This window comes from Gudongella sp. QWL-04, assembly GCF_058683975.1.
Genome location: NZ_CM178754.1, coordinates 1,454,594 through 1,480,007 on the forward strand (window position 1 = coordinate 1,454,594; position 25,414 = coordinate 1,480,007).

Annotated in this window: 23 protein-coding genes and 1 riboswitch; of the genes, 7 read left to right on the forward strand and 16 right to left on the reverse strand. The window is 42.4% G+C overall.

Annotated elements, in window-relative coordinates:
* The first annotated feature begins 50 nt into the window (after window positions 1-50).
* Genes AC4PHB_RS07335 through AC4PHB_RS07345 form a run of 3 tightly spaced genes read left to right on the forward strand, consistent with a single transcriptional unit; the run spans window position 51 to window position 2,537 of the window.
* A complete protein-coding gene (locus AC4PHB_RS07335) occupies window positions 51-1,091 on the forward strand; it encodes an ABC transporter substrate-binding protein (protein WP_492135800.1) in 1,041 nt (346 codons plus the stop codon).
* Window positions 1,069-1,827 (forward strand): ABC transporter permease, encoded by a 759-nt coding sequence (locus tag AC4PHB_RS07340; protein ID WP_492135801.1) that lies wholly within the window; start codon window positions 1,069-1,071, stop codon window positions 1,825-1,827. The genes AC4PHB_RS07335 and AC4PHB_RS07340 overlap by 23 nt, the downstream gene beginning before the upstream one ends.
* Complete coding sequence (locus AC4PHB_RS07345) at window positions 1,818-2,537, forward strand: ABC transporter ATP-binding protein (RefSeq protein ID WP_492135802.1); 720 nt, start codon at window positions 1,818-1,820, stop codon at window positions 2,535-2,537. Before AC4PHB_RS07340 ends, AC4PHB_RS07345 begins: the two co-directional genes overlap by 10 nt.
* Before the next feature lie 212 nt (window positions 2,538-2,749).
* On the opposite strand, the gene AC4PHB_RS07350 is transcribed toward AC4PHB_RS07345, so the two are convergent.
* The 7 genes from AC4PHB_RS07350 to AC4PHB_RS07380 form a co-directional block, all read right to left on the reverse strand.
* Window positions 2,750-2,830, reverse strand: coding sequence for a hypothetical protein (locus AC4PHB_RS07350; RefSeq protein ID WP_492137755.1), 81 nt, complete (start codon window positions 2,828-2,830; stop codon window positions 2,750-2,752).
* 293 nt (window positions 2,831-3,123) lie between these two features.
* Window positions 3,124-3,954: a TspO-related membrane protein gene (locus AC4PHB_RS07355; protein WP_492135803.1), complete on the reverse strand. Its 831-nt coding sequence runs from the start codon at window positions 3,952-3,954 to the stop codon at window positions 3,124-3,126.
* Between the two features lie 148 nt (window positions 3,955-4,102).
* Window positions 4,103-5,035, reverse strand: coding sequence for a hypothetical protein (locus AC4PHB_RS07360; protein ID WP_492135804.1), 933 nt, complete (start codon window positions 5,033-5,035; stop codon window positions 4,103-4,105).
* 2 nt (window positions 5,036-5,037) lie between these two features.
* Entirely contained in the window at window positions 5,038-5,691 is a 654-nt protein-coding gene (locus AC4PHB_RS07365; protein ID WP_492135805.1) for a hypothetical protein, read from the reverse strand.
* A 91-nt stretch (window positions 5,692-5,782) separates the two neighbouring features.
* Window positions 5,783-6,133: a RidA family protein gene (locus AC4PHB_RS07370; protein WP_492135806.1), complete on the reverse strand. Its 351-nt coding sequence runs from the start codon at window positions 6,131-6,133 to the stop codon at window positions 5,783-5,785.
* 130 nt (window positions 6,134-6,263) lie between these two features.
* On the reverse strand, window positions 6,264-6,731 hold the full coding sequence (locus AC4PHB_RS07375) for a universal stress protein (RefSeq protein ID WP_492135807.1): 468 nt from the start codon (window positions 6,729-6,731) through the stop codon (window positions 6,264-6,266).
* 105 nt (window positions 6,732-6,836) lie between these two features.
* The gene (locus AC4PHB_RS07380) at window positions 6,837-7,289 is read right to left on the reverse strand and encodes a universal stress protein (protein ID WP_492135808.1); all 453 of its coding nucleotides are present in this window, start codon (window positions 7,287-7,289) and stop codon (window positions 6,837-6,839) included.
* A 123-nt stretch (window positions 7,290-7,412) separates the two neighbouring features.
* Here AC4PHB_RS07380 and AC4PHB_RS07385 point away from each other — a divergent pair, with 123 nt between their 5' ends.
* The 4 genes from AC4PHB_RS07385 to AC4PHB_RS07400 all read left to right on the forward strand — a co-directional run bounded on the left by AC4PHB_RS07385 (window position 7,413) and on the right by AC4PHB_RS07400 (window position 12,148).
* On the forward strand, window positions 7,413-8,969 hold the full coding sequence (locus AC4PHB_RS07385) for a ClC family H(+)/Cl(-) exchange transporter (RefSeq protein ID WP_492135809.1): 1,557 nt from the start codon (window positions 7,413-7,415) through the stop codon (window positions 8,967-8,969).
* Window positions 8,970-9,087: 118 nt separating this feature from the next.
* Window positions 9,088-10,260 carry an ATP-grasp domain-containing protein gene (locus AC4PHB_RS07390; RefSeq protein WP_492135810.1) on the forward strand — a complete coding sequence of 391 codons (1,173 nt, stop codon included), beginning with the start codon at window positions 9,088-9,090 and terminating at the stop codon, window positions 10,258-10,260.
* A gap of 16 nt (window positions 10,261-10,276) precedes the next feature.
* Window positions 10,277-11,035: an esterase family protein gene (locus tag AC4PHB_RS07395; RefSeq protein WP_492135811.1), complete on the forward strand. Its 759-nt coding sequence runs from the start codon at window positions 10,277-10,279 to the stop codon at window positions 11,033-11,035.
* A 90-nt stretch (window positions 11,036-11,125) separates the two neighbouring features.
* Window positions 11,126-11,209: riboswitch (cyclic di-GMP riboswitch) on the forward strand.
* A gap of 93 nt (window positions 11,210-11,302) precedes the next feature.
* Complete coding sequence (locus AC4PHB_RS07400) at window positions 11,303-12,148, forward strand: copper amine oxidase N-terminal domain-containing protein (protein ID WP_492135812.1); 846 nt, start codon at window positions 11,303-11,305, stop codon at window positions 12,146-12,148.
* Window positions 12,149-12,190: 42 nt separating this feature from the next.
* On the opposite strand, the gene AC4PHB_RS07405 is transcribed toward AC4PHB_RS07400, so the two are convergent.
* The 9 genes from AC4PHB_RS07405 to nifJ form a co-directional block, all read right to left on the reverse strand.
* Window positions 12,191-12,916, reverse strand: a complete 726-nt coding sequence (locus tag AC4PHB_RS07405) for an amino acid ABC transporter ATP-binding protein (protein WP_492137756.1) — start codon at window positions 12,914-12,916, stop codon at window positions 12,191-12,193.
* 16 nt (window positions 12,917-12,932) lie between these two features.
* Window positions 12,933-13,682 (reverse strand): amino acid ABC transporter permease, encoded by a 750-nt coding sequence (locus AC4PHB_RS07410; RefSeq protein ID WP_492135813.1) that lies wholly within the window; start codon window positions 13,680-13,682, stop codon window positions 12,933-12,935.
* A 69-nt stretch (window positions 13,683-13,751) separates the two neighbouring features.
* Window positions 13,752-14,603 carry a transporter substrate-binding domain-containing protein gene (locus tag AC4PHB_RS07415; RefSeq protein ID WP_492135814.1) on the reverse strand — a complete coding sequence of 284 codons (852 nt, stop codon included), beginning with the start codon at window positions 14,601-14,603 and terminating at the stop codon, window positions 13,752-13,754.
* A 210-nt stretch (window positions 14,604-14,813) separates the two neighbouring features.
* On the reverse strand, window positions 14,814-16,121 hold the full coding sequence (locus AC4PHB_RS07420; RefSeq protein ID WP_492135815.1) for an amidohydrolase family protein: 1,308 nt from the start codon (window positions 16,119-16,121) through the stop codon (window positions 14,814-14,816).
* The gene (locus AC4PHB_RS07425) at window positions 16,118-16,879 is read right to left on the reverse strand and encodes an aldo/keto reductase (RefSeq protein ID WP_492135816.1); all 762 of its coding nucleotides are present in this window, start codon (window positions 16,877-16,879) and stop codon (window positions 16,118-16,120) included. Before AC4PHB_RS07425 ends, AC4PHB_RS07420 begins: the two co-directional genes overlap by 4 nt.
* A 10-nt stretch (window positions 16,880-16,889) precedes the next feature.
* On the reverse strand, window positions 16,890-17,699 hold the full coding sequence (locus AC4PHB_RS07430; RefSeq protein ID WP_492135817.1) for a creatininase family protein: 810 nt from the start codon (window positions 17,697-17,699) through the stop codon (window positions 16,890-16,892).
* 17 nt (window positions 17,700-17,716) lie between these two features.
* Window positions 17,717-18,478: an SDR family NAD(P)-dependent oxidoreductase gene (locus AC4PHB_RS07435; protein WP_492135818.1), complete on the reverse strand. Its 762-nt coding sequence runs from the start codon at window positions 18,476-18,478 to the stop codon at window positions 17,717-17,719.
* Between the two features lie 172 nt (window positions 18,479-18,650).
* A complete protein-coding gene (locus AC4PHB_RS07440; RefSeq protein ID WP_492135819.1) occupies window positions 18,651-21,686 on the reverse strand; it encodes an S-layer homology domain-containing protein in 3,036 nt (1,011 codons plus the stop codon).
* A 147-nt stretch (window positions 21,687-21,833) separates the two neighbouring features.
* Window positions 21,834-25,355, reverse strand: coding sequence for a pyruvate:ferredoxin (flavodoxin) oxidoreductase (gene nifJ / locus AC4PHB_RS07445; protein WP_492135820.1), 3,522 nt, complete (start codon window positions 25,353-25,355; stop codon window positions 21,834-21,836).
* Window positions 25,356-25,414 lie beyond the last annotated feature (59 nt).

The window sequence follows — 25,414 nt, forward strand, 5'->3', positions numbered from 1 at the left end:
GGCTTTTGTGATATAATAAACATATATTATTTGACTGGAGTGTATAAATTATGAAGAGATTTTTAAGCCTTATGCTTGTACTGTTATTGTCTGTTGGACTTGTCACAGGGTGTGCCCCCGCATCCCCTGCTCCTGCTCCCGAAGAGCCTCCTGTAAGTGAGGAGCCTGAAGCACCAGAACCTGTTGAAGAGCCCGCAGAAAAGATTAATATTAGGTTTGCATTTATGGAGGGTGTTACTGCCCTTACTGCTGCAAGGATGATGAAGGATGATACACAGGTTGATCCTGCCTACAGCATACAATACGACCTTTTAAGGTCTACAGATCTATTGACCTCGTCAATAATGAAGGGCGAAGCAGATATTGCCATGATCCCCTCCACTCTTGCTGCAACCGCATACAACAAGGGTCTAGGTTATACTGTAGCTGGCACTTCCACATGGGGAAATCTTTACCTTATTGGAACTGAGGATGCACCGTTTTTAGGAGCGCTTACCGGAAGAGAGATCGCTACCTTTGGAAAAGGACTTACACCTGATCTTGTTTTCAGGATGCTGCTTCTTAAGGATGCCATTGAGCCGGATTCAGATCTGACACTTAACTACCTGGCATCTGCAGCTGAGGTTGGACCATATCTTTTAAGTGGGAAGGCATCCCTTGCAATACTTCCTGAGCCTGCTGTATCAGGAGTGCTTGGCAAGTCCGAAGGAAAGGTAAAGGTATTGTTTGATCTGAACTCACTTTGGGCTGAGTATATGCAGGTTGATAAGGGCTATCCCCAGGCAAGCCTTGTTGTAAAGACGAGTCTTATCGAGGAGCACCCTGAATTTGTTGAAAGCTTCTTGAAAGCTTATGATGAGAGCATCAAGTGGGCTTTGGATAATCCCGAAGAGCTTGGAGATATTTCCGAGGAGCTTGAGCTTGGAACTGGTAAGGGTGCAATAATATCGGGTATTGATAGAATGAATATAGGCGACTTTTCAATAGAGGATTCAAGGACTGAATATGAGGCTTATTACAGGGCTGTTATGGAATTTGCCCCTGACTTTATAGGAGGAAAGCTCCCGGATGAAGGATTATATTACAGGTAAAAGGGGTTTAAGAATAGCTGCCTGGATCACCTTGATAGGAGGTTGGGTGCTCCTTTCCCTACTGGTGGACAACGAGGTTATTGTTCCCAGCGTTGGGTCTACTCTTTCACGCCTTGTATTGATAGCCTCAGACAGTGATTTCTTAAGTATCATTGGCTATACGTTTTTAAGGTGCGTTGCAGGCTTTGGAGCATCGCTTCTTATTGCCGTAGCTCTTGGAGCTCTTTCAAGGTTGAGTCCATTCTTTAGAGAGTTGATGGAACCGGTGCTTTCATTCTTAAGTTCGGTGCCTATTATGGCAATAATCATCCTTGCCCTTATCTGGCTGGACAGCCAGCTTGTGCCTGTATTCGTTGGTTTTGTAATGGTGTTCCCTATTCTTTATGAGGCTGTGTATAATTCGATCGTGAATGTGGACGAGGACCTTATAGAAATGGCTCATATTTTTGTGGTGGATCGAAAGACCATGGCAAGGGATATATACCTACCCTCCATCCTGTCTGGGATCGAGCGGGTAAGTGAATCTACCCTTGGTACGTCCCTTAAGATGGTCGTTGCAGGTGAAGTTCTTGCTCAACCTAAGTTTGCCATCGGAACAAGGCTTATGCTTGAAAAAACCTATCTTAATACTGACGGAGTATTCGCTTGGATAATAGTTATTCTCCTTATATCCTGGGTGCTGAGGGTAATAATGGAGCAGATGAAGGCTGCCTGGGGGAATAAGGGATGGATGTGATGAGTATGTATGCTGTGAGAAATATTAGTAAGGGCTACAATGAGCTTAAGGTGCTCGATGATATAACAATTGAATTTGAGGAATTCAAGACCACGGCTATCCTTGGTCCATCAGGCTGTGGAAAGACGACTCTTCTTAATATTATTTCAGAGCTTGATCAGCCTGACTCTGGTAAGGTCGAGGGATTTCAATACGAGAAGCTGTCCTTCGTGTTCCAGGAGGATCGGCTTATCCCCTGGAGAACTGTAGGTGATAATATCCGCTTCGTTCTTAAAGGGAAGATGGATAAAGAAAAGATGGAATGGACTGTTAAAAGATATCTTGGACAGGTTGGACTTGAGGAGTACATGGACTATTATCCAAAGAAGCTTTCAGGTGGTATGAAGCAACGCATCGGAATGCTCAGGGCCTTTGCTTACCCTTCGGATATACTTCTTATGGACGAACCCTTCAGTTCTCTTGATATTGCCAATAAAAGGGCTTCCATGGATTTTCTTAAGGAACTAATTGCGTGTGAAATGAGGACATGTATACTTGTCACTCATGACCTTGATGAGACGGTCGAGCTTGGGGACAGGATAGTTATTCTTTCTGACAAGCCCACTCAGGTGAAGAAGGTCATTACGAATATGTATAGGGTCGATGGGACAGAGGAAAGCAGGGTTAAGGCTAGGAAGATGATCGAAGAGCAATTGACAATTGACAGTTGACAGTTGACAATGGACAATTGGAATCCAAAAACCTTTAATTCTAAGCAAGAGCAAAATAAAGGATCCTTCGCTGACGCTCAGGATGACAGCTAAAATTTTTGTCATCCTGAACGAATGTGAAGGATCCTGATTTTTGTGTTTATGGCAGACAGAAAGAGCGACCAATGGTCGCCCCTACTTCTTAGCTCTTCGCTCTTATCTCTTAGCTATCTTTATATCGCTGTCCAGCCACCGTCAACTGCGAGGTATTGGCCGGTTGTGTAGCTTGATGCATCGGAAGCGAAGTATACGATCGCTCATAAAATCACTCCTCTTCCATTTGGTTATGTCACCGTGCGGTTTATTTATACCCAGATAGATTTAGATGTATCTATTTTGTAGTAGGTAGTAGGTAGTTAGTAGTAGGTAGCAACAAATTTAAGATTGAGATCCCTCCACTTCGGTCGGGATGACGGAATAGCTTTGCAAAAATAAGAATCCTTCGAAAACGTCCAGGATGACAGTCAAAATTTTTGTCATTCAGAACGAATTGAAGGATTTTGGTATTTAATTGTCAATCGTCAATTGTCAATTGTCACTTATCAAATTATGTTAACCTTCTTCTTGTTCCAACTTTAGCCCTCCTCTTGATATTACCAAGGGCTACAAACATTACTAAAATAAGTCCCACTGTTGTATATGATAAAAGTGTTATTATGTCCTCGTATTGGTTGCCATGACCTGATGGCAGTGCATGATTCATTAATATCCCGACATAACCCCATACTGGTACAAAGCTATATACAATATCTTTGAACTTAAGGCCCAAGAAGCCTGCAAATATTGCACCAGCTACTATCACATACTTAACCCATACTACTTCAGGAAGACCGAAGAAACCAAAATCAAGGCTGACCAGCATTACAACAGTATTAGCTACAAGTGCAACTGTTATCCAACCAAAGTATATGCTGAAAGGAAACTTCACGTAAACATATTGAAGCTTTGTCAATTTTGTACTTCTTACCTCTTTGTGTATCAACGACAGAACTACCCATAGTCCGATCATGAATATCTCGGACAATACGATTACGTCATAATGCCATGCGAATAGCCAGGCAATGTTTAAGACTGAGGATATAGTAAAGAGAATTCCTACCTTTTCAAGCACCTGTGGTTCTTCAATGGGATTTAAAGCTTTTATTATATTTAAGCTGTATAAAATGTATAATAACAGCATAAAATATATGAAGCCCCAAATGGAGAAGGTCCAACCTGCTGGAGTAAATAAATTCGGGTAAAGCTTATTGGTAATGTCTGCTGTAAATAATCCATTTAATGGGAGTGCATTTGCCATGAAATTGGCCAATACCATCAATATGTATGATATTGCAGCTGCTATACTTATCATTTTGTTGTTCTCATTCCTTGCGGCCATCTAATTTCCCCCTGATTAAGATTGATTGACTCTACTCATTACTTTAGCTAAAAATGGATGATTTGTCAAATAAACAAAGCCCCGACACAAGGAAAGCGGGGCTTTGTTTAATATGGTGGTGCATTTATTGGGGTTTTATCGTTGGCTGTTAGTTTCCGTTACCCTTGCCATTGCCACCCTTATTACCAGGGTTATTTTCAGGGATGTTGGTATTCATTTCTTGGTTCTCTTCAGTATTTTCCTCAGTGTTTCTATTTTGTGTTTGAACTTCAGCTTCTTTCTTTAGTTGTCCAGGAGCAGATTCTTTGCCTTTAGATCCTGAATATGCTTTCATTAGATCTTTCATTAATTCTTTAGTGTCTTCAGTTCTTCTTACTTCTCGAATAAATTGGTCTTTTGTTTCAAATGTTTTATCACCAATGGCGATTTCAAAATCTTCATCTGCTTCTTCGAAAATTTTATTGATTATGTTCATCTTTCCAGGAGCAATTCCTTCAGCTTTAGCTTCTCTTACCATTTCGTTGCTTATAGATTCTATTGTTTTCTCTTCTCTTTCTCTATCTAGCTCGCCTTCGCCTTCTTCCTCAGCTATTCTTTCTCTGATTCTCTGAGCAAGCTTCTCAGCATCATCAATATTCTTCGCAGCTACAGTTACAATACTTTCATCGTCCCATCCTTGATCAAGCAAAACCGCTTCTATTGCTTCCTCAATCCCCATTCCTTCTAGAACAAGTTCGTCATCATTTAATTCGATCTGCTCATTTTTATCTTCCCCAACAAGTACTTCTACTACTTTCCCAAATTTATTTACTCTAAATAGAAAATCATAGTCTCCACCCTCATCTTCAACATATACATCAAAGCTAGGTGCTGCATTTACATAAGTTGTAGTCCCAACCATTGCAAAAATAAGCAATGCTGCAACCAAAGTACCCCATTTCTTATTGAATAATGGCTTATTCTCTTTCATTCTTATTACATCTCCTACGTTATAGTTTTCATCTTTTATTTTAACTACTGTACCATCGTCTTTTAGTGCTGCTGCGTAACCGTTTTTTGCTTCAAGTATAACTGCCTTCATTACTACCTCCCCTCCATCCTTACATATTCGTTTAGCCACGGATAATCTCCAGTCAGTATTTCTACCACTGCTATTATATATTTTCGGTGTCTTTCAAGAATTTTTCGGGGTACCCCCGAATTGTTTTCAATAATTTTTATTGGCAGCTGACTGTTTTCCTTCATCTGGCTTATGATCATAGGATTGGAGATCATCCAATTTATCGCTTTACGGCAAGCATCTTTGGTTTTTTGTGCTTTCGGAGATGCATCGGTCAGATCCATGAAGGATATTCCATATTCTTTTAGAACGCATTCAAGTGCCAATATTTCCAGCTTAAGCTCCTCAGTTTCTCTTGAAGTGTCCGGCTCATTTTCTATATCTTCAACATGGATTTCTTCATTGTTTCGACCATTTATCCTGAACCAGTCAATGAGTCTTCGTCTTATTAGCAGCTCAGCAAAGGCCATAAAGCTTCCCTTCCCAAGCTCATACTTCTCTACAGCTTCTGCAAAGGCCGATAGAGCGATCGACCATTCGTCATCACTCTTGGTTACGTAGTGCTTTGAAGTTCTGGACGCTGCTTTGATGATGAATCCCTCCTGAGATCTAATGAAGTCCTCAAGAGCTTTTGGATCGTCCTTTGCTTGTACTACCATGTTGTCGATATCTCGCATGTAAAACACCTCTAGCTTAGTTATAACAATATTCTACCACTGCTTTAATCAAATATGCAAAATGACATGAAAAAAAGGCCTCAATGGCCTTTTACTTAATTGCTGCTATTATTGATATCTCGACAAGTATGGATTCGTCTGCCAGCTTTGCCTCTACACATGCTCGTGCAGGTTCTTGTCCTTTTGCTACCCAGGCATCCCAAACTTCGTTCATTGCATCATAATCTTTTATGTTCTTAAGGTATATGGTAGCTGATAGTATGTGCTCCTTATCTGAGCCATGGCTGTTTAGCAGCTCGTCTATCTGCTTAAGTACTACTTGAGTCTGAAACTTTACATTCATGATCTCTTCATCACAGGTTTGACCGCAAAGATACAATACATTGTTATGCACGACAGCGCTTGAGTATCTTCCATTGCTCCCAAATCTTTTTATTTCCATAGTAAATCCCTCCCCCTTCTTCTGCTTTTAGTTTATCAGTTTCAAAACACTTAGACAATACTAACAAAGTTATATGAGGTCCGGTAATTGAAGCTGCTAAAAGAAAATCCCGGGTTTCCCCGGGGAAATTTTACTCAGCTTGGTCGTCGTTTATAACGAGGACCGGACAATGAGCTTCTGAAATTACTCTGTTGGATACAGAGCCTGTAAAGAATCTTTTGATCCTTGAATAACCTCTCCTGCCAATGACTATTAGATCAACTCCCAATTCGTTTGCCATGTCTACAATTTCTTCTGATGGGAAGCCTTCTACCATTTTTTTCTCCCACTTGATCCCTTCAAGGTCAAGATGCTGAATGGAATGATCTAATATCCTCAACTGGTTTTCTTTGAGCTCAACCCCTATTTTCTCCAAGTCATATGCGCCATAGCCGCTGCTAGCTAGTCCGCTGTCGCCTGTACTTATTATCTTTTCCGGTATTCTTGCTACTGTCATGAAAATCAATTCAGAATCATACTTTCTTGCTACCTCAACTGCTTTTGAAGCTGCTTTTAGAGATGTCGGCGAACCGTCGACTGGTACAAGTATCTTTTTCATAATAATCCCTCCTTCCAGGAACCATCAAGACAGTACTTTATATATTAAATATATACCCATTAGATCGATATTATCATAACAAGAACCCTGGAGGGTTCCAGGGTTCTATTCTGCAGTATCGTCGTTGACAACAAGTACTGGGCAAGGTGCTTCTGATATGACTCTTTGAGAGACCGAACCTACGAAGAATCTTTTGATTCTTGAGTAGCCTCTTCTGCCGATTACGATCAGGTCTGCTCCCAGCTCTTCGGCTGCATCTGCTATTTCTTCCGCCGGGGTTCCAACAGCCATCCTCTTTTCTGTCTTAATTCCGGTCAAATCAAGTCTTTCGATAAATTCATCCAGTATCTTTGACTGATGTTTCTGAAGCTCTTCCGTCAGCATATCCATGTTGTAAGCACCACCGTATCCGCTGCTGCCTGTCCCGATTATCTCAGGTCTTCTGGCAACCGTTATAAAGATCAATTCACTGCCATACTTCTTAGCTATATCGATCGCCATATCTGCAGCTTTCCTGGATGTTGGGGAGCCGTCGATTGGAACGAGTATCCTGTCCATAAGCTACCTCCTATCTTTCACTTCCCTTGTTTCTTCATGTTATATATACCCAAATGGGAAAAGTTTTGTGAAAATCTGAAAAATTTGTGATAAAATTATATGGTCAAAAAGGAGATAGATAAAATGTCAAATAATAATTATCACAAGGTAGTAAACACACACAACAGGAAGCTTCAAATAATTGCTAAGAGCTTAGTCGTTGGTATTAGTGCTGGACTTGTTACTGTGCTATATAGGATATGCCTTACATATGCCGGGGAATTTAGCCTTACGATGTATAGCTTTGCAAGAAGCAACCCACTGCTTATTGGTCCCTTATTTTTAATCCTTGCTTTTCTAGGCTGGCTAGTGGGTCAGCTTGTCACAAGGTATCCTCTCATTAGCGGAAGCGGTATCCCTCAGGTGAAGGGTCAGCTTATGGGTTATTTCAAGAACCCATGGCTTTCAACTCTACTTGCCAAGTTTGCAGGGGGTATCATCGCAATTTTTGCAGGCTTATCTGTTGGTCGTGAAGGCCCAAGCATACAACTCGGAGCAGCAACTGCACATGGTGTCGGGAATAGGATAGCTTCAACTCGAACCGAGAAAAAAATTCTTATAGCAAGCGGTGCAAGTGCTGGTTTGTCAGCTGCCTTTAATGCTCCCCTTGCAGGTGTAATGTTTGCACTCGAGGAAGTATTTAAGTACTTCTCACCAATCGTTCTACTTGCAACAATAGTGTCCGCAGTGGCTGCAGATTTAGTAGCCAGCTTCTTTTTTGGATTGACCCCGATTTTTCACTTTAATCTGGATAATACCTTCACTCTCGATAATTATTGGATTATCCTTGTGCTTGGAGTAGTTGTTGGTTCGGCGGGAGCCTTTTATAACTTCATAATCATTAAATCATTGAAGCTGTATAAAAGAATTGGAACTTATAATACTAACCTGAAGTTTATACTTCCATTCCTCTTTGCAGGAGTATTTGGTTTGCTGTTTCCCATCGTTCTTGGCGGTGGAGATCATATAATCGAGGAGCTCGGACCTTCTTCAAGCCTGCAGTGGCTTTTGCTTGTACTCGCTGTAAAGTTCATTTTCTCGATGATAAGCTTTGGATCTGGCGCTCCAGGAGGCATTTTTTTCCCTCTTCTTGTAATGGGATCTCTACTCGGTGGTATAGTTGGAAATTTAGCTATCAGCGGTGCAGGGATTGATCCACAGCTATTTTTTAACTTTGTTGCTCTTGCAATGGCGGGTTTTTTCACTGCTATAGTTAGGGCTCCGATAACTGGGATAATACTTCTCATTGAGATGACAGGATCTTTCAGTCATCTGCTTCCACTTACTGTGGTTTCCATCACTGCATATGTTACTGCAGATCTGTTAAAAAGCACCCCAATATATGAATCGCTGCTGGAGCTGCAGCTGGAAGCAAAACAGGCTGAGTCGTCTGAAAGGGATTCCTATAAAATGATTACCTTCGAGAGCATCGTCCACTTTGGTGCAGCAATAGAGGGCAAAAAGGTACGAGAACTGGAAATGCCTTTTGGTACGCTTATAATTGCGATCAGGCGTGAAGGAATAGATATAACTCCCCATGGAAACACAGAGATAAAAGCTGAAGACTATTTGGTGGTCTTGACCAATGTAAAGGATGAGCCTAGAGTCAGAGAGCTTATGAATAAACTTACTGAAAGCTGATCAAGAAAGCTTGTTATTAATAAATAATTACAATAATTTCATATTGCTTTCACGCTTTTAGGTGATATAATATTTGGAAATATACCTGAAACTATATCGCTAAAGAAAGGAGATCGCCATGAATTATGTATTTATTTCCCCAGATTTTCCACCTAATTACAAAAACTTTGCTGTCGCATTGAAAGCTGAGGGTGTCAATGTGCTGGGTATAGGCTCTGAAATCTATGACAGCTTGGATACATCTCTTAAGAATGCTTTGACTGAGTACTACAAGGTCGATAATATGGAAGATTATGATCAGATGTTTAAAGCCTGTGCCTTCCTTAGCTTTAAATATGGGAAAATTGACTGGTTGGAGTCTCACAATGAGTACTGGCTGGAGCAGGATGCAAGTCTTAGGACTGATTTTAATATCGACGGCTTTAAAAATCGTGATATGGCTAAGATAAAAAGAAAATCGAAGATGAAGGATGTATTCAAAAGAGCAGGGATCCCTGTAGCAAGGGGTGGCTTAGTCAAAACTATTGATGAGGCACTAAAGCTTATCAAGAAGGTAGGATACCCTGTATGTGCCAAGCCTGACAGTGGTGTAGGTGCCTCTAATACATACAAGATCAAAAGCTTTGAGGAGCTTGAAAGTTTCTTCAATACAAAGCCACCTGTGGACTACATTATGGAGGAATTTATCCAGGGTGAGATCCACTCATTTGACGGGCTTGTTGATCCTGAAGGAAACCTTGTGTTTATTAATTCATTTGTATTCGGTACCGGTGTTATGGAAACGGTTAATGACGGACTGGACCAGTTTTATTACAACCAAAGAGAGATACCCGAGGATCTTATGGAATTTGGGGAAACTGCCGTCGAGGCCTTCAGACTTAGAGGAAGGTTCTTCCACATAGAATTTTTTAGAAAAAGCGACGGTGACTTAATTGCTCTTGAGGTAAATGCCAGACCTCCCGGAGGTCTTTCGGTGGATATGTTCAACTATGCAAATGATATAGATATATTTAATATATATGCAAAAATGGTAAGCGGTAAGACCATTGAAGAGCTTTCAAAGCCAAAGTATCACTGCGGTTTCGTTGGTATAAAGGATAAACTTGGATCTAAGCAGGTGCACAGCAATGAAGACATTGGGTTGAGATTTTCAGATATCATGGTATCCCAAGGACAGATTGCAACTGTATTTTCAGGCGCTTTGGGAAATTATGCCTATGTTCTCCGGTCCCCTGATTTTGATGTATTGAGAAGTGCTGCTGAGTATATCCTTGAACGGGAATTAATATAGACTGGAGGTCGATGATATGAGAATAGAATACCATGAATTTTACAGCTCCAGTTTGGGAAGGACTATGGCCTTCAAAAGTTACGGACATGCTGGTAAGCCCATTATTGTGTTCCCTTCATCCGGGGGCAGCTTTTACGAATATGAGGATTTTGGAATGATCGAGGCATGCAGCAGCCTTATTGAGGAGGGTGTTGTCAGGTTCTATACCCCCGACAGCGTTGATCAGGAATCGTGGCTCAATAAAGGTATGTGGCCTGGTGATATGGCGAGGATGCACAATGCCTACGACTCCTATATCATTAACGAACTCGTCCCGTTTGTATGGGCTCACAGTGGCTGGCAGGGAGGCTTTATGACTACCGGCTGCAGTATGGGGGGTTATCACAGTGCAAACTTTTATTTTAGACATCCTGATATTTTTGACTCTATGATCGCCTTAAGCGGACTATACGATGCTAGATTCTTCGTTGGAAACAATTTATCTGATCCCGATGTGTACTTCAATTCCCCAGTGGATTACCTCGCCAACCTCAATGACCCAAAATACCTCGAAGCGTATAGGAATGGAAATATTATTGTCTGTACTGGACAGGGAAAATGGGAAGAGGATACCATAAGAGATACCAAGCTGTTGAAGGCTATCCTGGATAGCAAGGGAGTACCTGCGTGGATCGACTTCTGGGGTACCGATGTGGACCACGATTGGCCATGGTGGAGAGTTCAGATGCCGTATTTCCTGAACAGCCTCAAGGCTCAGGGGAAACTCCAGTCTTAATAATTATTTATTTTCAGCTATGCCAACATTTTAATGCTTTACTACGAAATTTATTGACATTTAAACGACGTAGCTGTATTATTTAATCACAAATTGAAAGGGCAAACATTGTGAAAGCAATGGACGCAAAGCCACGGGCCTAAGGTTAATGACTAGGGCAGCCGGGTTGCCATAAAGTAGAACATGTATGAAATCATGGCTCTGATTGGTGACCCTTTCAGAGCTTTTTTTATTGCACGGGGATAGGTTATTAAGGAGGGGAAAAGAATGAGAAAAATGCTTGTTTTGTTGTCACTTATTTTGTCTTTGGCCATGTTACTAACACTACCTGCTATGGCATTTGCTGATGAGGATGTAGAAATCGAATTAGAAGATGAGGTCGAAATTGAGGAAGAAGAAGACGACGAAGAAGGCAAGGGTCCAAAGAAAGAATGGATAAAGATCAAGAAGGAACTTCAGATTCAAAAACTAACCTTTGAACTTAGCAAAGATGAATTGGAATCAAAAATCGAAGAAATCGAGGCTAAGCTAGAAGCTCTCGAGGGATCGGACAAAGATGAAGAAATTGCGACACTTTTAGAGGAACTTGGTACACTTAAAGAGCAGTTTAGTGAGATCAAGAGCTTGATGAAGCTTAAGATCCGTGAGATGCAGCAAGTCATGAGAGAGAAATATACGTTGGAGGAATGGAATGCGTTGATGCTTAATGCAGAAGCCCTTGAGGGTTATCCTGATATCAAGGTCCTACCTGCAGAAAATATATTAATGCCAGAAAAAAACCTTAAGTTTGATGTTCCTCCTGTAATAAAGGAAGGCAGACTGTTGGTCCCCATAAGGTCCATATCGACTGCTTTAGGGGCTGAAGTAGACTGGGATGATGATACTAAGACTGCAACGATAGTTTATGGTGGTACTACAATTATTTTCGTGATTTCTGAGGGCACTATAACTGTAAACGATGAACCTGTCGAGCTTGAAGTTGATGCTGAAGTAATTGAAGGAAGAATAGTCGTTCCTTTGAGATTCATCATTGAAAATATGGGCTTGGAAATTGAGTGGGACCAGGAGACCGAGACTGCTGAAATTACTGATCCAGCAGAAGTAGTTGAATAATAGTATCAGAAAAAGTGACAGGCCAAGTTGGCCTGTCATTTTTTATATAAGTACTTTACTTAAAAAGTCCTTTAATCTTTCGTTTTTAGGATTGTTGAATATTTCCTCAGGAGTCCCATCCTCGGCGATAACTCCGTCGTTCATGAAAATTATTCTATTTGCCACCTGCTTCGCAAATCCCATTTCATGAGAAACCACTACCATCGTCATCCCAGATTCGGCCAAGGTCTTCATAACGTCAAGAACCTCCCCTACCATTTCAGGATCGAGAGCTGAGGTGGGCTCATCAAAGAGCATTACGTCAGGATTCATTGCAAGAGCCCTTACAATAGCGATCCTCTGTCTTTGGCCACCTGATAGCTGGGATGGGTAGGCTTTCGCCTTGTCGGTCAATCCAACTCTTTCCAGCAGCTTCATCGCCTGCGCTTCTGCTTCTTCCCTGCTCATCTTTTTTACTGTCATCGGTGCCAAGGTTATATTATCCAGTACATTTTTGTTGTTGAAAAGATTGAATTGCTGGAATACCATGCCCATCTTCTCTCTCAGCTTATACAGATTATGTCCTGCGCTAACTAACGATTCTCCATGGAAGAGGATGTCTCCTCCTGTTGGGGTTTCAAGTCTGTTCAAACATCTTAAAAGAGTTGATTTCCCTGCGCCGCTTGCTCCGATTATTACTACCACTTCGCCTTTTTCAATGGTCAAGTTTATTCCCTTAAGTACATCCTCCTTTGAAAAGCTCATGGTCAGCTCTTTTACTTCGATTATGGGAGTACTGGATTTATTATCTTTCACTTGCTCTCATCCTCCCTTCCAGAACTCCGATCAGTCTAGATGTGGTGAAGGTCATAGTAAAGTAGATCAATGCAGCTACTATAAGTGACTCGAAGTATCTATAGGAGCTGCTGTATACCTGGGAGGTATTGAACATCAACTCTGTTATACCTATTACCATAACGATGGAGGATTCTTTAATAAGCGTTACAAACTCATTACCGAGAGCAGGCAATATATTTTTGATTGCTTGTGGAAGAACGACATTTTTCATAGTCTGCCATTTGTTCATTCCAAGGGATAAAGCTGCCTCAGTTTGCCCCGGATCGACTGCTTGTATTCCTGCCCTTACTATCTCAGCTATATAAGCAGCTGAGTTAAGTCCTAAGGCCAGAATGCCTGAAGCAAACCTGGGGAAGTCAAAACCAAGTCCCGATATGTTGGGTATCCTGAACCCCATCTGAGGCAGTGCATAGAAAACAAAGAATATCTGAACAAGAAGTGGCGTTCCTCTAACAAACTCAACATAAGCTGCAGATATAAAGCTTATAGGATTGATTTTCGCATAGAAAGGAGCGTTTCTACCCTTCTTCTTTGAGAGAAAAGAAAGCGGATGGAACTTTGAAAGTCTCATCACAGCAAGTATGACCCCAAAGAACATACCTATGACAACTGTTGTCAGGGAGAGTATGAGAGTAGTTTTGGAGCCGTTAATAAACATCGGAAAATACTTGGAAAGATATGAAAAATTTAGTTCCATTGGTGTCCCCCTAGATTGAATAAGAACAAGCGGACCGGGAATCGATCGGTCCGCATGGATTTTCTTTTATTAGTCGTTTACTATTTGGTCCTTAGCCAGTTCAATATTGTGGTCGTATAGCTTTTCTACTGTCCCATCAGCCATAGCCTCTAAAAGCACTTCATTAACAACTGCTGCGAGGTCTTCTGCTCCTTTTGCCATTGTAATTGCTACTCCACCGCCGGCGTCAGGTACAGAAAATTCTGCGATCGCCAGTTGATCAGGCATTGCGGATACATAGCAGTCTGCAACCGGTGCTTCAACGCATATTGCATCAATATTTCCTGTCTTTAGTTCCTGGATCAGGGTGCTGACTTTTGGTAATATGAGGTTTTTTGAATCTGTAAACTCCTCAACCACTAAGCTGTTCTGGACTGTTCCCATCTGCGCTCCTATGGTTTTACCGCTGAAGCTTTCCTTTGTTCCAAATGCAGCTGCATTTTCTTTAAGTACTATAAAGGTGTTTGTTGACTCGTAGTAAAGCTCAGAAAAATCAATCACTAGCTTTCTTTCATCAGTAGGAGTCATTGAGCCTGCTATGTCTATGGTTCCGGCCTGTAATGAAGGTATAAGTGAGTCGAATGCCATCTCAGATGTCTTGAAATCTACCCCTATCTTATCAGCAATAAGCTTACCCAGGTCAACGTCAAGACCGACACCAACTGATTTTCCGCCCTCTATAACTATGAACTGGAATGGTGGATAGGTTGATTCTGTTCCTAAAATAAGTACTCCCGCTTCCTTGATTCTGTCTATGTTTGGCGTTTCTGATACAGGCTCTGCCGGCTGAGGAGCAGGTGCAGGTTCAGCTTTAGGTGCACATGCGGTCAATGCAGATACTGTAAGTAATAATATAAGTAGTACGGACAATGCTTTTTTCATTTTTATTCCTCCCTGGTTTTTTATAATATTTAGTTCAGAGAGGAACACCTGGTGTATTTGGAAGCCTTGTTCTCTTTAAGAAAACCAAACTTCCGCTGGCTCTTGATGTACTGATAAATCAAGATTAAGACCTCCTTTTTGGACTATATGCTGAGTATTATACTACCATATTGAATTTAATGCAATATCACATTATCATAGAAAAGGTTTTCATAGAATATTTTTCCTTGCAGAAGCCCAAATTCTTTCGGCGATTTTCTGGACTTTCGTTCCCAGCATTGTAATCTCTTCGCTATGAGTATCATAGTCAAATACAGTCTTGCCTCCAATAATTACCTTTTCAATATCTCTGGATTCGCCTTTATAAATCAAGGAGATCAGTGGGTAATTTGCAGGTGTATATCTCTTTGGATCTAAGATCAATAGATCCCCATGAAAACCTATATCGATCCTCCCTGTATCCGGTTCGCCAATAGCTCTTGATCCTGCGACTGTTGCAGCATAGAAGGCATCTGATGCCTGGAACTGCGATGCTGATCCTGTATCAAGCTTTGAGCCAAAGGCAGCGAGCTTCATCTCCTCAAGCATTGAATGGCCTGTTATGCCGGTACATATTGAGATATTTATGTCCTGCTTAAGTAGAGTGACTATCGGAGGGTGGATCCCGTCGTGTATTGAGTCTGAAGGACATATGGATACACTGGAGCTTGCCGTCCTAAGCCGCTCCCTGTCGAAGTAGTCAGTAAAAAGGCTTTGTAAAAGCACTGTTTTATTAGAAAGGGCTTCGCTGTCGTTAATCTTCGCGATAGGTGATTTCCCGTACCTTATCCAGCTTAACTGCTTTTCGTAGTTGCTGTAAGCACCATATAGAACAAGCGGGTCATTATCCCTCAAGCCTCTGAACTCCTCCCATAGTTCATCAGAGGTCGTCTCTATTGAGTATAAGCCCTTAATTTCAGATGAGTCACCTCTTAATGCTCCACCTTCAGGAAATTTGCAGTCGAGAAGGCCTTCATGGGAAGCCTGTGGAAAGCCGCATGAAGTATTCATAGATATGATTTTTGACCTTATTCCCAGATCCTCTGCAGCCTTACTGGCAGCTTTTACAAAGGAAGGTCTGTTCATATCGACAATATATGAAGCCCCTGAGGACAAAGCCCTTAGCATTCCATATTTCATGACAGAGTATTTATCTTGCTCATCCAGCTGTTCTTCAGCCAGATCCATAATTGGATTTACTCTTGAGTAGACCAAAGAACCTTGCCAGTTGTGTCTTTTGTAGTCAGGAATAAGTCCTTGGGTTAGCACAGATGCTGCTATACTTGAGCCAACATTTATAAAGCCTGGAAGTATCCATTTCCCCGCAGCATCGATCACCTCTCCCTCCTCAGGAAGAGACTCACTTATTTTAGCGAATCGCCCATCCTCGATAAGTATATCTGCATATTTCATCTTGATCGAGTGATAGCCCTCGTTTATGAAGGTTATTACCAGCCCATTTTTTATCGTGGTCTTCATTTTGAACTATCACTCCCTTCAGAAATTAAATTGACTGCATTGAGGTTCTGCCTAAGCTCTGAAAGATTAGCCACTCCAAGATTATAAACATCGATGAAGTCATGACTCATCGCCCACTTTAACGCACCCTCTATGTCATAGGTCAATTCGCCCTTTCCAAGGACCTTGATCCCGTATACTCCCTTTCCGGTGTCATGAGCCTTCTTCATAGCTATTTTCATAGCATCGAGGCCGCCTTCCTCGATCCTTGAGCCTTCTCTGTTGAAGGGGGCGCAGACTATCTCAATCTCAGGGATATCGGCAGCTTCGCTTATGATGGATGCGGAATGGGTTGATAGCCCTATGGCCTTAACTTTCCCTTCTTTTTTGGCTTTTATTAAATAATTTAGTGCGCTTTTCTTTTTATCAAGGGTCCAGGCTGGAACCTCGTGCAACAGATAAATATCTAGATAACTTGTATCAAGCTCTGTGAGGGTTCTTTCAAGGTCGAACTCCGCTTCCTCCCAGGTCCTGCCGTAGGTCTTTGAGCATATCACTACTTCTTCTCTCTCTATCTTCTTTAGGGCTGCTGCAACCTGGGTCTGACTTCCATAGGCATTGTCAGTATCCCAGAAAAAGACTCCATGAAGCTTAGCAGCATCGACTAGTATATCTCCGCCATACTCAGGTATGGTTTGGTTGATATGCTCAGTTCCAAAGCAGACTTGGGATACGGTCAAAGGACCAAGCTTTACTTTTTTTGCTTTTAGCTCCTCCATGGTACCCTCCTTATCCAAGGTATTTCTTAACTACCTGCGATATCCATTCAGAGTAGAGCTCATAGCACTTTTCACCAGCTTCAATAGTTGCATCCGCAGGGTTGCCTACGTAGCCAGGGCATTGTGAGGTGCCAAGAGGGGAATAAATCCCAACAGCTCCGCCATAGTACTCCAGCCCATCCATCTTTACCTTCATTTCGTATTCAGGCGGGTACCATCCCGGAAGATCATCAAGGTTTACAAGCTTAGGCACAGCTACCATTGTACAGGACGTTTCATCCTCTCCTCCATGCCCCTGGTGTTCAGGATTTACCAGGAACTTTGGCCACTCGTCGTTCATTGGAGGTATCCAATTGACTACCAGGCATATCAGGCAATTTTCTTCAGCCAGATCCTTGGCAGCCACATGCATTGAAGCAAGATTCTCGGCATGGCTCACGCAGAATATGAATTTCTTGAATCCGCTCTTTGAAAGTGATATCACTATTTCCTTTGTCATCTGAATAAGTGTGCTCTGGCTTACGTAGCAGTTTCCAAAGTTCTCAGTTCGTTCAAACTGATTGGTCTGAACGCCAAATGGAAATGCAAATCCGGGCACGGCAGGCATTCCTTTTTCAGCTAATTTCTCCGCAACCCTTTTTACCAGAGTATTTCCCTGGAATGAATCGCAACCTAAGGGAAGATGTTTCCCATGGTTTTCAATGGCACCAAAGGAAAAAACTATCATATCGGTTTCCTTTAGTCTTCCTTCCAGCTCAGTTGCCGTCATTTCAGTTATATTTTTTGGTCCTCTTACTTCGTACAAAACTTCTCTGTCCATTATTTCCCCTCCAATTATTATTGTGCCGTAAAGCCACCATCGATGACAAGACAAGTTCCTACTACTCCAGATGCTTCGTCCGAAGCAAGGAATACTATGCCGTTTGCCACCTCATCCGTTGTTATAAGCCTTCCGATCGGTTTCTCCATTGCTACCTGATCCAGCATCTTCTGCATCTTGATGAGATCTGTTTCTCCCTCCCAGAATATAGGAGTATCAGTTGCTCCCGGGCAGACACAGTTGATCCTGACCCCGTATTTTATTGCCTCAAGAGATGCAGATCTTGACATTGCTACCATTGCACCCTTTGTTGCAGTGTATGCAGCCAGTTCAGGGTATCCAACTATTGCAAGCTCAGAAGCAACATTAACTACCGCACCACTCCCTGCCTCTTTCATGATGGGAAGTATGATGTTCATGGTAAGGAAGGTCCCCCCCATGTTTATGTCCATCATTTTTTTGTAGTCCTCCCAGCTTGTATTTACAAGGGATTTTGTAATCTGGATCCCTGCGACATTTACAAGTATGTCTATTTTCCCATATAGCTTTATGGCATTTGTGACCGCTGCTCTGACTGAGCTCTCATCAGATACGTCGCATTTGAAGAATTCCGCTGTTCCTTTATTCCCATGTATTTCAGAAATAAGGCTTTTTAGCCCAATCTCATCGATATCCAATGCATATATCGATGCCCCTTCATCTGCAAGCCTTAAGGCCGTAGTTCTTCCTATGCCAGATGCAGCCCCTGTTATGAATGCAGTTTTATTTTTTATCCTCACTATATCATCTCCCTCCGCAGTCTTTAGTATGAGTTCTGCTATATCGCTTTATTACTTTGCCATATTAGGATTATTATACTTCAAAAGATTTTATGACGCCAGAACTCTTCGATATATTGGCAAAATAAAAAGCAGGAAGCTTTGATCTTCCTGCCCATATTGTAAGTTCATTCTATTTTGCTACATATGGCTCAGTCTGGAATGTGATATAGGTTCCTGTAGTGCTGTAGGAGTAGATTGCCTCTTGAGTGTAACCACCTTCTTCGATGGCCTCCTGGATCGGAGGAAGGTCATATTCCAAATTTACGTAGAAATCATATTTCCCTACATTATAGTACATTTGACTGAAGACGCTCTTAGTTATATTTGGACCGCCGTTGTAAAGAGGGGCTCCAATGTATTCCTCAAGGATCAAGGGTATGGTTATCTCCTGACCTGGTGCCAGCTGCGGTATTTCTAAGCCATATATCGGCTTGTATACCTGTATATAGGTTGATCCTGTTGCTGAGATAATAAATGAAGTTGCCTGGTCCTTGCCCATAAGCCCTGAATCAAGCTGTTTGTCTGCTCTAAAGAACAATCTGCCTTTAGGTGTAGGGTCATTGTATGTGTTTTTTATCTTCACTAGAATATAAGCAGGTCTGTAAAGGTAATCCGGGTCAAATTTCACAAAGTCCCAATCAAGAGGATTCGGCTGTCCTCCCCCTTTAGTGGAAGTTTTGATTTCTTCCCCAATTCCTTCTGCCAGGTCCTTGACTCCTTCTTTGATAAAATCTTCTGCAGGTACACCTGCCTGCTCCATGGCTACTGTCGCAAGATAGTCTACACCCATATTGGCTAAATCGTCAAAGTTAGGCAGTGAGGGCGGTATTCCTATAGAAGCCAGACCATAATCTACTAAAGCCGTTAAAGCTGTTTTCAAGGCAGAGTTATACGGCTCAGGTAAATCTATTATGGATAAGACAGCGCTTATCAGCCCTGACTTGATTTTGTCGAAGGTAGAGCTTACCCAGTTAACAACGCTTTTTACGAGCTCAACTACATTTGAAACAAATTCACTGATTGCATCCCATGCCTCTTCCCACCATGATTTCTCTTCAGGCTGAGGGGTGAAATCAAGCTTAGTACCAACCTTGTAGGGTTCATAGGGTTTATCTGCCAATGAACCTAACATTCCGCCCATATCTCCGAAAACGTCCTTATAGGTTGGCTGCTCCATAACTACATAGTGCATAGCCCAATTTGCTTCTTCCCACTTAATGGGCTGGAAGCTTACAGATACGACCTTCGGTATTTTTGGATCTATCTGTACGTGTTCAAGAAACTTGATCTGTCCAGTATCACCGTAACTGACTGTTATATGGTTAGTATATCGTGCAACTGCGGTCCCAGGCTGTCCACCCTTCATCAGGGCTACTGCTCTTACATAATAAGGAAGCTTCTCTCCACCCAGATCTTCAATCGGTGGGATCAAACTGGAGAAATCTACCTCCAGGCCGTATGGATTAGTACCTTTCAAGGCGATGAACTTAGGATCGTCCGGCATATACGTCTTCTCAAACACCAAGCCTGCCGGGTCTTTCCAATCATCATAATCAGTTGAAGGCTTTGTAAGCATAACCTGCAGTATCAGCTTCTGAGTTGCTTGTGGAATATCTACAGGCAGGAAAGAATACCTTTTAGCATCCTGTGATCCAAAGCCAACTTCGCTGGAATCTGAGAAGGTATTAGCAAACTCCTTGCCGTAGGATACATCCCCTGGTCTATAAGCAGCCTTAAGCTTGAAAGTATTTAGCAATGCTGACTGCAATAGGTTTACTCTACCTGCAAGTTGTTCTCCGTACAGTACCGGGAGCCCGGTGCCTGTGTCGCCAATACTTTTACCAAGGCCGTCGACCGGGTACGCTCTGACGTAGTAAGTGACTGGGCCCGTCACTTTATCCTCACCTGTTATAAGCAGGTCGTTGAAGTCGTATCCCATGCCGGGCAAATCAATATCAGGAAAATCGATATCAGGAGGATTGAAAATCGGAAAATTAAGTGAGGCAAGCTCCGTGTTGCTTCCGAATAAGTTTATCGGTTTGATCAATGGCAAAATGCTGTTGTCTATCTTCCCAAAGTCGATATTAAAGCTTGTTGAAGTTTTAGGAAGCGTACCTGAAAGTACTATGCCAGGCTGTTTTCTTGCAAAGAAGCCTGTGGGAGCTCCATCAAATGGTATTCTCGATACCTGCCATACTATTTGACTGGTTTGATTTAGAATATCAGGCGGCAGAGATATTTGGAACGGATGTATTTTAGAGCCTGCACTGTCAATTATTGCAGCAAACTGTCCTGTACCGAAGGTCCTTGATCCAGCTGAAGTCAGAGGGTCTCCTGCTTTTAGAGTCAGCTTTGGATAATACGTCGGCCTGAATACTCTTTTTTCAAAATCTATAAGATCAAATTTTTGTTTGTCAGTATGGAATGTTGGGGTTCCTGCAATAAACGAAAGAGCAAGTCTTTCTTTACTGCTCATTCCTGCTTGCGGGTCAACCGGTGCATCTGAGTAGTTGGTGAATATCCTTACTGAGATTGCAATTGCTTGTTCCCTTGTGGTAGTTCCATATCCGGTCCTTTTATTATCTTCGGTTATTGGCCTAGGCATAAAATTACCGTCGGAACCTTTTATTATACCTTCCTTATTCATAAACAAGACGTGGTCTATAGCATAGTTTGCTATAAGTGCCTGGTCCTTAAAAACAGGGTCAGCAGTATGAGAATAATCTAGGCTCGGAAATAGTCCTTTAATGGCTCTTCCAAACATGGTCGCCACCTGCTCCCTCGTTGTTGTCTGAGCAGGAGAGAAGGTCGTCGGGGTAGTACCGGTTGTGATACCGATGCTGTATGCCTTTAGAATATTGGTATTCCTAGTGTCTGTGAATGGATTTGGAGATGTCGGCGTCAGGGTCTTTTTACCAAGCTTTTCGTAGAGAAGCACTGCCAGCTCGCAAAGCTCCTCACGGGTGGCGGGCTTTGTCATATCAGTTCCCTTAAGCATCGCCGGAAGAAGCCCGTTGTCTGAAGCTTTCTGTATCTCAGGCTGTGCCCAGGAGGATGCTTTTGTGTATAGGCTTTCACCCATAGCTATGTAGCCTGGGCCTGAACTTAGAGTTATCGCAAGGATAAGTATGTATGATAGTATCCGCCGCGTTTTATAATTTGACATTTTCTATTACCTCCTTAATGGGTAAACGGTATGCGACGATTTATTATAATCATATACCCTTTTTTTGCAATTATCAAAGTATACGGCATTATTTGGCACTTAATTTGACAAAAAAATACCGAGATGGTTTCCCATCCCGGCTTATTCCTATTTCGCCATTTCAGCGTACTTCTGATACTTCTCTTTGGCATCCTTTTCTGCTTCAGCAAACAGCACTTCAGCTATTTCCGGGAATGTCTTCTGCAAAGAAGTGTATCTTATCTCTGAGCTTAAGAAGTCCTGGAAGGATTCTGTAGGTTCCTTGGAATCCAATTGGAATGGATTTTTACCCATATCCTTCAATCTTGGATCGAATCTGTAAAGATGCCAGTATCCCGCTTTAACCGCCTTTTCCTCTTGTCTTATGGTTGTTCCCATACCTGTTCTTATTCCATGATTTATACAAGGTGAATACGCGATTACAAGCGATGGTCCATCGTAGCTTTCTGCTTCCTTTATTGCCTTGAGAGCCTGGTTCATATTAGCACCGAGTGCTATCTGGGCTACATAAACGTAGCCGTAGCTGGCAGCGATCATACCCAGGTCTTTCTTCCTCAGCTTTTTGCCAGAAGCGGCAAATTTAGCTACTGCACCTGTAGGCGTCGATTTGGACGATTGTCCGCCGGTGTTGGAGTAAACCTCAGTATCCATTACCAGGATGTTGATGTTTTCTCCTGAAGCTAAAACGTGGTCCAGTCCACCATAGCCGATGTCGTAAGCCCATCCGTCCCCGCCAAATACCCATACGGATTTTTTAGTCAGATAATCTTTTCTGCTGAATATTTCTGCCAGGATATCGTCAGCCTTATCATTACCTGTAACTGTTCCTGCCTTGGATATTATCCTGTATGAAGCAAGCTTCGAAGCATCCGGATCCTCCATTGTCGCTATCCAGTTCTTGAAAATCTCATTCAGCTCTGAATCCAGCTCCAGTGCAAGGAAGTCCTGCATTAATAGCATCAGCTTTTCTCTGATCTTTCTGTTTGCAAGTGCCATTCCATAGCCGTACTCAGCGTTGTCTTCGAACAACGAGCTTGCCCAGCCCGGTCCCTTGCCTTCCTGGTTCGGGCAGAAGCTTGATGAAGGTGATGAACCGCCCCATATTGAGGAGCACCCCGATGCGTTGGCTATAAGCATTCTGTCCCCGTAAAGCTGTGTTATCAATTTTGCATAAGGAGTTTCACCGCAACCTGCGCAAGCTCCCGAGAACTGAAGCATTGGCTGTCTAAATTGGCTTCCTTTTATTGTGTACTTGTCCATCATTTCGTCTTTGTTCTTTACTGCTATTGCGAATCTCCAATTCTCAGACTGGACCTCATTTTCCGTCTCAAAAGGAGACATTACAAGAGCTTTGACCTTGGATGGACATACCTCTGCACAGTTACCACAGCCTGTACAATCAAGACTGGATACCTGGATCCTGAATTGAAGTTCCTCAAGTCCCTTTCCATTGGCAGGAATAGTATCGAATGCTTCAGGCTTGATCTCCATTTCATTTGAGTCTACCAGGATAGGTCTTATTGCAGCATGGGGGCATACAAGCGAACATTGGTTGCATTGGATACAGTTTGCTGCAGTCCATGAAGGTACGTTTACAGCTACTCCACGTTTCTCATAGGCTGCAGTTCCTGCAGGCATTTCTCCTTTGATCCTGTCCATGAATGCGCTGACAGGAAGAGAATCTCCCTCCAATCTGTCCATAGGTATCTTAATATTCTTGATGTATCCAGGAAGCTCCTCCTGCTCCTGAACAGGATCCGATGCTGTTTTCCATGAATCAGGTGCTGGGATCAAAGACATTCCTTCAAAGCCTTTATCAAGTGCCAGATAGTTCATCTTTACTATATCGTCACCCTTGGCTCCATATTCTTCCAGTATGGATTCCTGAAGGTATTTCTTAGCCTCATCCAGCGGGATTATTTCTGCTAGCTTAAAGAAGGCTGCCTGCATGATCATGTTGATTCTTCCGCCCAGACCAATATCGTTTGCTAGCTTAGTCGCATTAATGGTGTAGAATTTTATCTCATTTTCTGCAATGTATCTTTTAATATTTGCAGGCAGGTTGCTTTCAAGCTCCTCGGCTGCCCAAATTGTATTGAGAAGGAATGTTCCGCCCTTCTTAAGTCCTTTTAACAGGTCGTATTGCTTTAGATATGACTGTTTGGAGCATGATACGAAATCAGCCTCTGATATCAGATAGGTAGATTTAATTGGTTTGTCACCAAATCTTATGTGAGACACCGTAACACCACCTGATTTTTTGGAATCATATGAGAAATATGCCTGCGCAAACATATCAGTGTTGTCGCCTATTATCTTTATTGCCTGTTTGTTGGCGCCAACTGTTCCGTCGGATCCAAAGCCCCAGAATTTGCATTTTACTGTTCCTGCAGGCTCAGTTTTTATGATTTCCTTTATCTCGAGCGATGTATTGGTGACATCGTCGATTATACCTATAGTAAAGCGATCCTTTGGTATTTCAAGCTTCATATTTTCGAATACTGAGTTGATCTGTGATGGTGTAGTATCCTTGGATGCAAGACCATATCTGCCGCCGATCACCTTAATATCCAATCCAGCGTCATAAATCACTCCCTTGACGTCCAAATGCAAAGGCTCTGCAATAGCACCCTTTTCCTTAGTTCTATCCAGTACGGCAATGGTCTTGACAGAAGCTGGCAAAGCCTTTAGGAAATGATCAGCTGAGAATGGCCTGTAAAGCCTTACCTTTATTGCACCAACTTTTTCCCCTTTATTTAGCAGATAATGTATCGTCTCTTCAATAGTCTCTGTGACAGAGCCCATAGCCACGATTATATTCTCAGCCTCAGGATGTCCGATATAGTCAAACAGGCTGTATTTTCTGCCTGTAAGCTTGCCTATCTCATTCAGGTATTCCTCTACAATCCCAGGAACTCTTTCGTAGTGAAGGTTCGATGCTTCAGCTCCCTGGAAATAGATGTCCGGGTTTTGGGCGGTCCCCTTTGTGAAAGGTCTTTCCGGGTTCAACGAGCTGTTTCTGAATTCTTCAAGAGCTTCCTTGTCTATTAGTTTTGCAAGGTCTTCGTATTCCAGGACCTCTATCTTTTGAAGCTCATGACTGGTTCTGAAGCCATCGAAGAAATGAAGGAATGGCACGCTGGATTTTATTGCTGCAAGATGTGCAACTCCCGCAAGATCCATTACTTCCTGGACGCTGCCTGAAGCCATCATAGCAAAGCCTGTCTGTCTTGCGGCCATAACGTCCTGGTGATCTCCAAATATGCTCAAGGCATGAGTTGAAAGTGCTCTGGCAGCTACGTGGAATACTCCCGGCAGCAACTCGCCTGCTATTTTATACATGTTTGGAATCATCAATAACAATCCCTGACTTGCTGTATATGTAGATGATAAGGCTCCTGCTGTTAACGCACCGTGGACAGCTCCTGCTGCACCTGCCTCAGATTGAAGCTCCGAAACCAAAACCTTTTGTCCGAATATATTGGTCCTGCCGTTGGCCGACCACTCGTCAACGTGTTCAGCCATATCTGATGATGGAGTTATTGGATATATCGCTGCTATATCAGTAAATCCATATGCCACGTGAGCAGCAGCGGTATTTCCATCCATAGTCTGCATTCTTTTTGCCATAAATTACCCTCCCAATACTGTATTATTAAAATGGTAGGCAGAGAGTTACTCCCCGCCTA

Excerpts from the sequence above, each read along its gene's own strand:
- AC4PHB_RS07395 (WP_492135811.1), top strand. The coding sequence starts at position 10,277 with ATGAGAATAGAATACCATGAATTTTACAGCTCCAGTTTGGGAAGGACT.
- AC4PHB_RS07375 (WP_492135807.1), bottom strand. The coding sequence starts at position 6,731 with ATGAAAAAGATACTTGTACCAGTCGACGGTTCGCCGACATCTCTAAAA.
- AC4PHB_RS07370 (WP_492135806.1), bottom strand. The coding sequence starts at position 6,133 with ATGGAAATAAAAAGATTTGGGAGCAATGGAAGATACTCAAGCGCTGTC.
- AC4PHB_RS07355 (WP_492135803.1), bottom strand. The coding sequence starts at position 3,954 with ATGGCCGCAAGGAATGAGAACAACAAAATGATAAGTATAGCAGCTGCA.
- AC4PHB_RS07425 (WP_492135816.1), bottom strand. The coding sequence starts at position 16,879 with ATGGAGGAGCTAAAAGCAAAAAAAGTAAAGCTTGGTCCTTTGACCGTA.
- AC4PHB_RS07385 (WP_492135809.1), top strand. The coding sequence starts at position 7,413 with ATGTCAAATAATAATTATCACAAGGTAGTAAACACACACAACAGGAAG.
- AC4PHB_RS07340 (WP_492135801.1), top strand. The coding sequence starts at position 1,069 with ATGAAGGATTATATTACAGGTAAAAGGGGTTTAAGAATAGCTGCCTGG.
- AC4PHB_RS07415 (WP_492135814.1), bottom strand. The coding sequence starts at position 14,603 with ATGAAAAAAGCATTGTCCGTACTACTTATATTATTACTTACAGTATCT.
- AC4PHB_RS07360 (WP_492135804.1), bottom strand. The coding sequence starts at position 5,035 with ATGAAGGCAGTTATACTTGAAGCAAAAAACGGTTACGCAGCAGCACTA.
- AC4PHB_RS07400 (WP_492135812.1), top strand. The coding sequence starts at position 11,303 with ATGAGAAAAATGCTTGTTTTGTTGTCACTTATTTTGTCTTTGGCCATG.
- nifJ (WP_492135820.1), bottom strand. The coding sequence starts at position 25,355 with ATGGCAAAAAGAATGCAGACTATGGATGGAAATACCGCTGCTGCTCAC.
- AC4PHB_RS07380 (WP_492135808.1), bottom strand. The coding sequence starts at position 7,289 with ATGGACAGGATACTCGTTCCAATCGACGGCTCCCCAACATCCAGGAAA.
- AC4PHB_RS07390 (WP_492135810.1), top strand. The coding sequence starts at position 9,088 with ATGAATTATGTATTTATTTCCCCAGATTTTCCACCTAATTACAAAAAC.
- AC4PHB_RS07335 (WP_492135800.1), top strand. The coding sequence starts at position 51 with ATGAAGAGATTTTTAAGCCTTATGCTTGTACTGTTATTGTCTGTTGGA.
- AC4PHB_RS07365 (WP_492135805.1), bottom strand. The coding sequence starts at position 5,691 with ATGCGAGATATCGACAACATGGTAGTACAAGCAAAGGACGATCCAAAA.
- AC4PHB_RS07420 (WP_492135815.1), bottom strand. The coding sequence starts at position 16,121 with ATGAAGACCACGATAAAAAATGGGCTGGTAATAACCTTCATAAACGAG.
- AC4PHB_RS07345 (WP_492135802.1), top strand. The coding sequence starts at position 1,818 with ATGGATGTGATGAGTATGTATGCTGTGAGAAATATTAGTAAGGGCTAC.
- AC4PHB_RS07410 (WP_492135813.1), bottom strand. The coding sequence starts at position 13,682 with ATGGAACTAAATTTTTCATATCTTTCCAAGTATTTTCCGATGTTTATT.
- AC4PHB_RS07440 (WP_492135819.1), bottom strand. The coding sequence starts at position 21,686 with ATGTCAAATTATAAAACGCGGCGGATACTATCATACATACTTATCCTT.
- AC4PHB_RS07430 (WP_492135817.1), bottom strand. The coding sequence starts at position 17,699 with ATGGACAGAGAAGTTTTGTACGAAGTAAGAGGACCAAAAAATATAACT.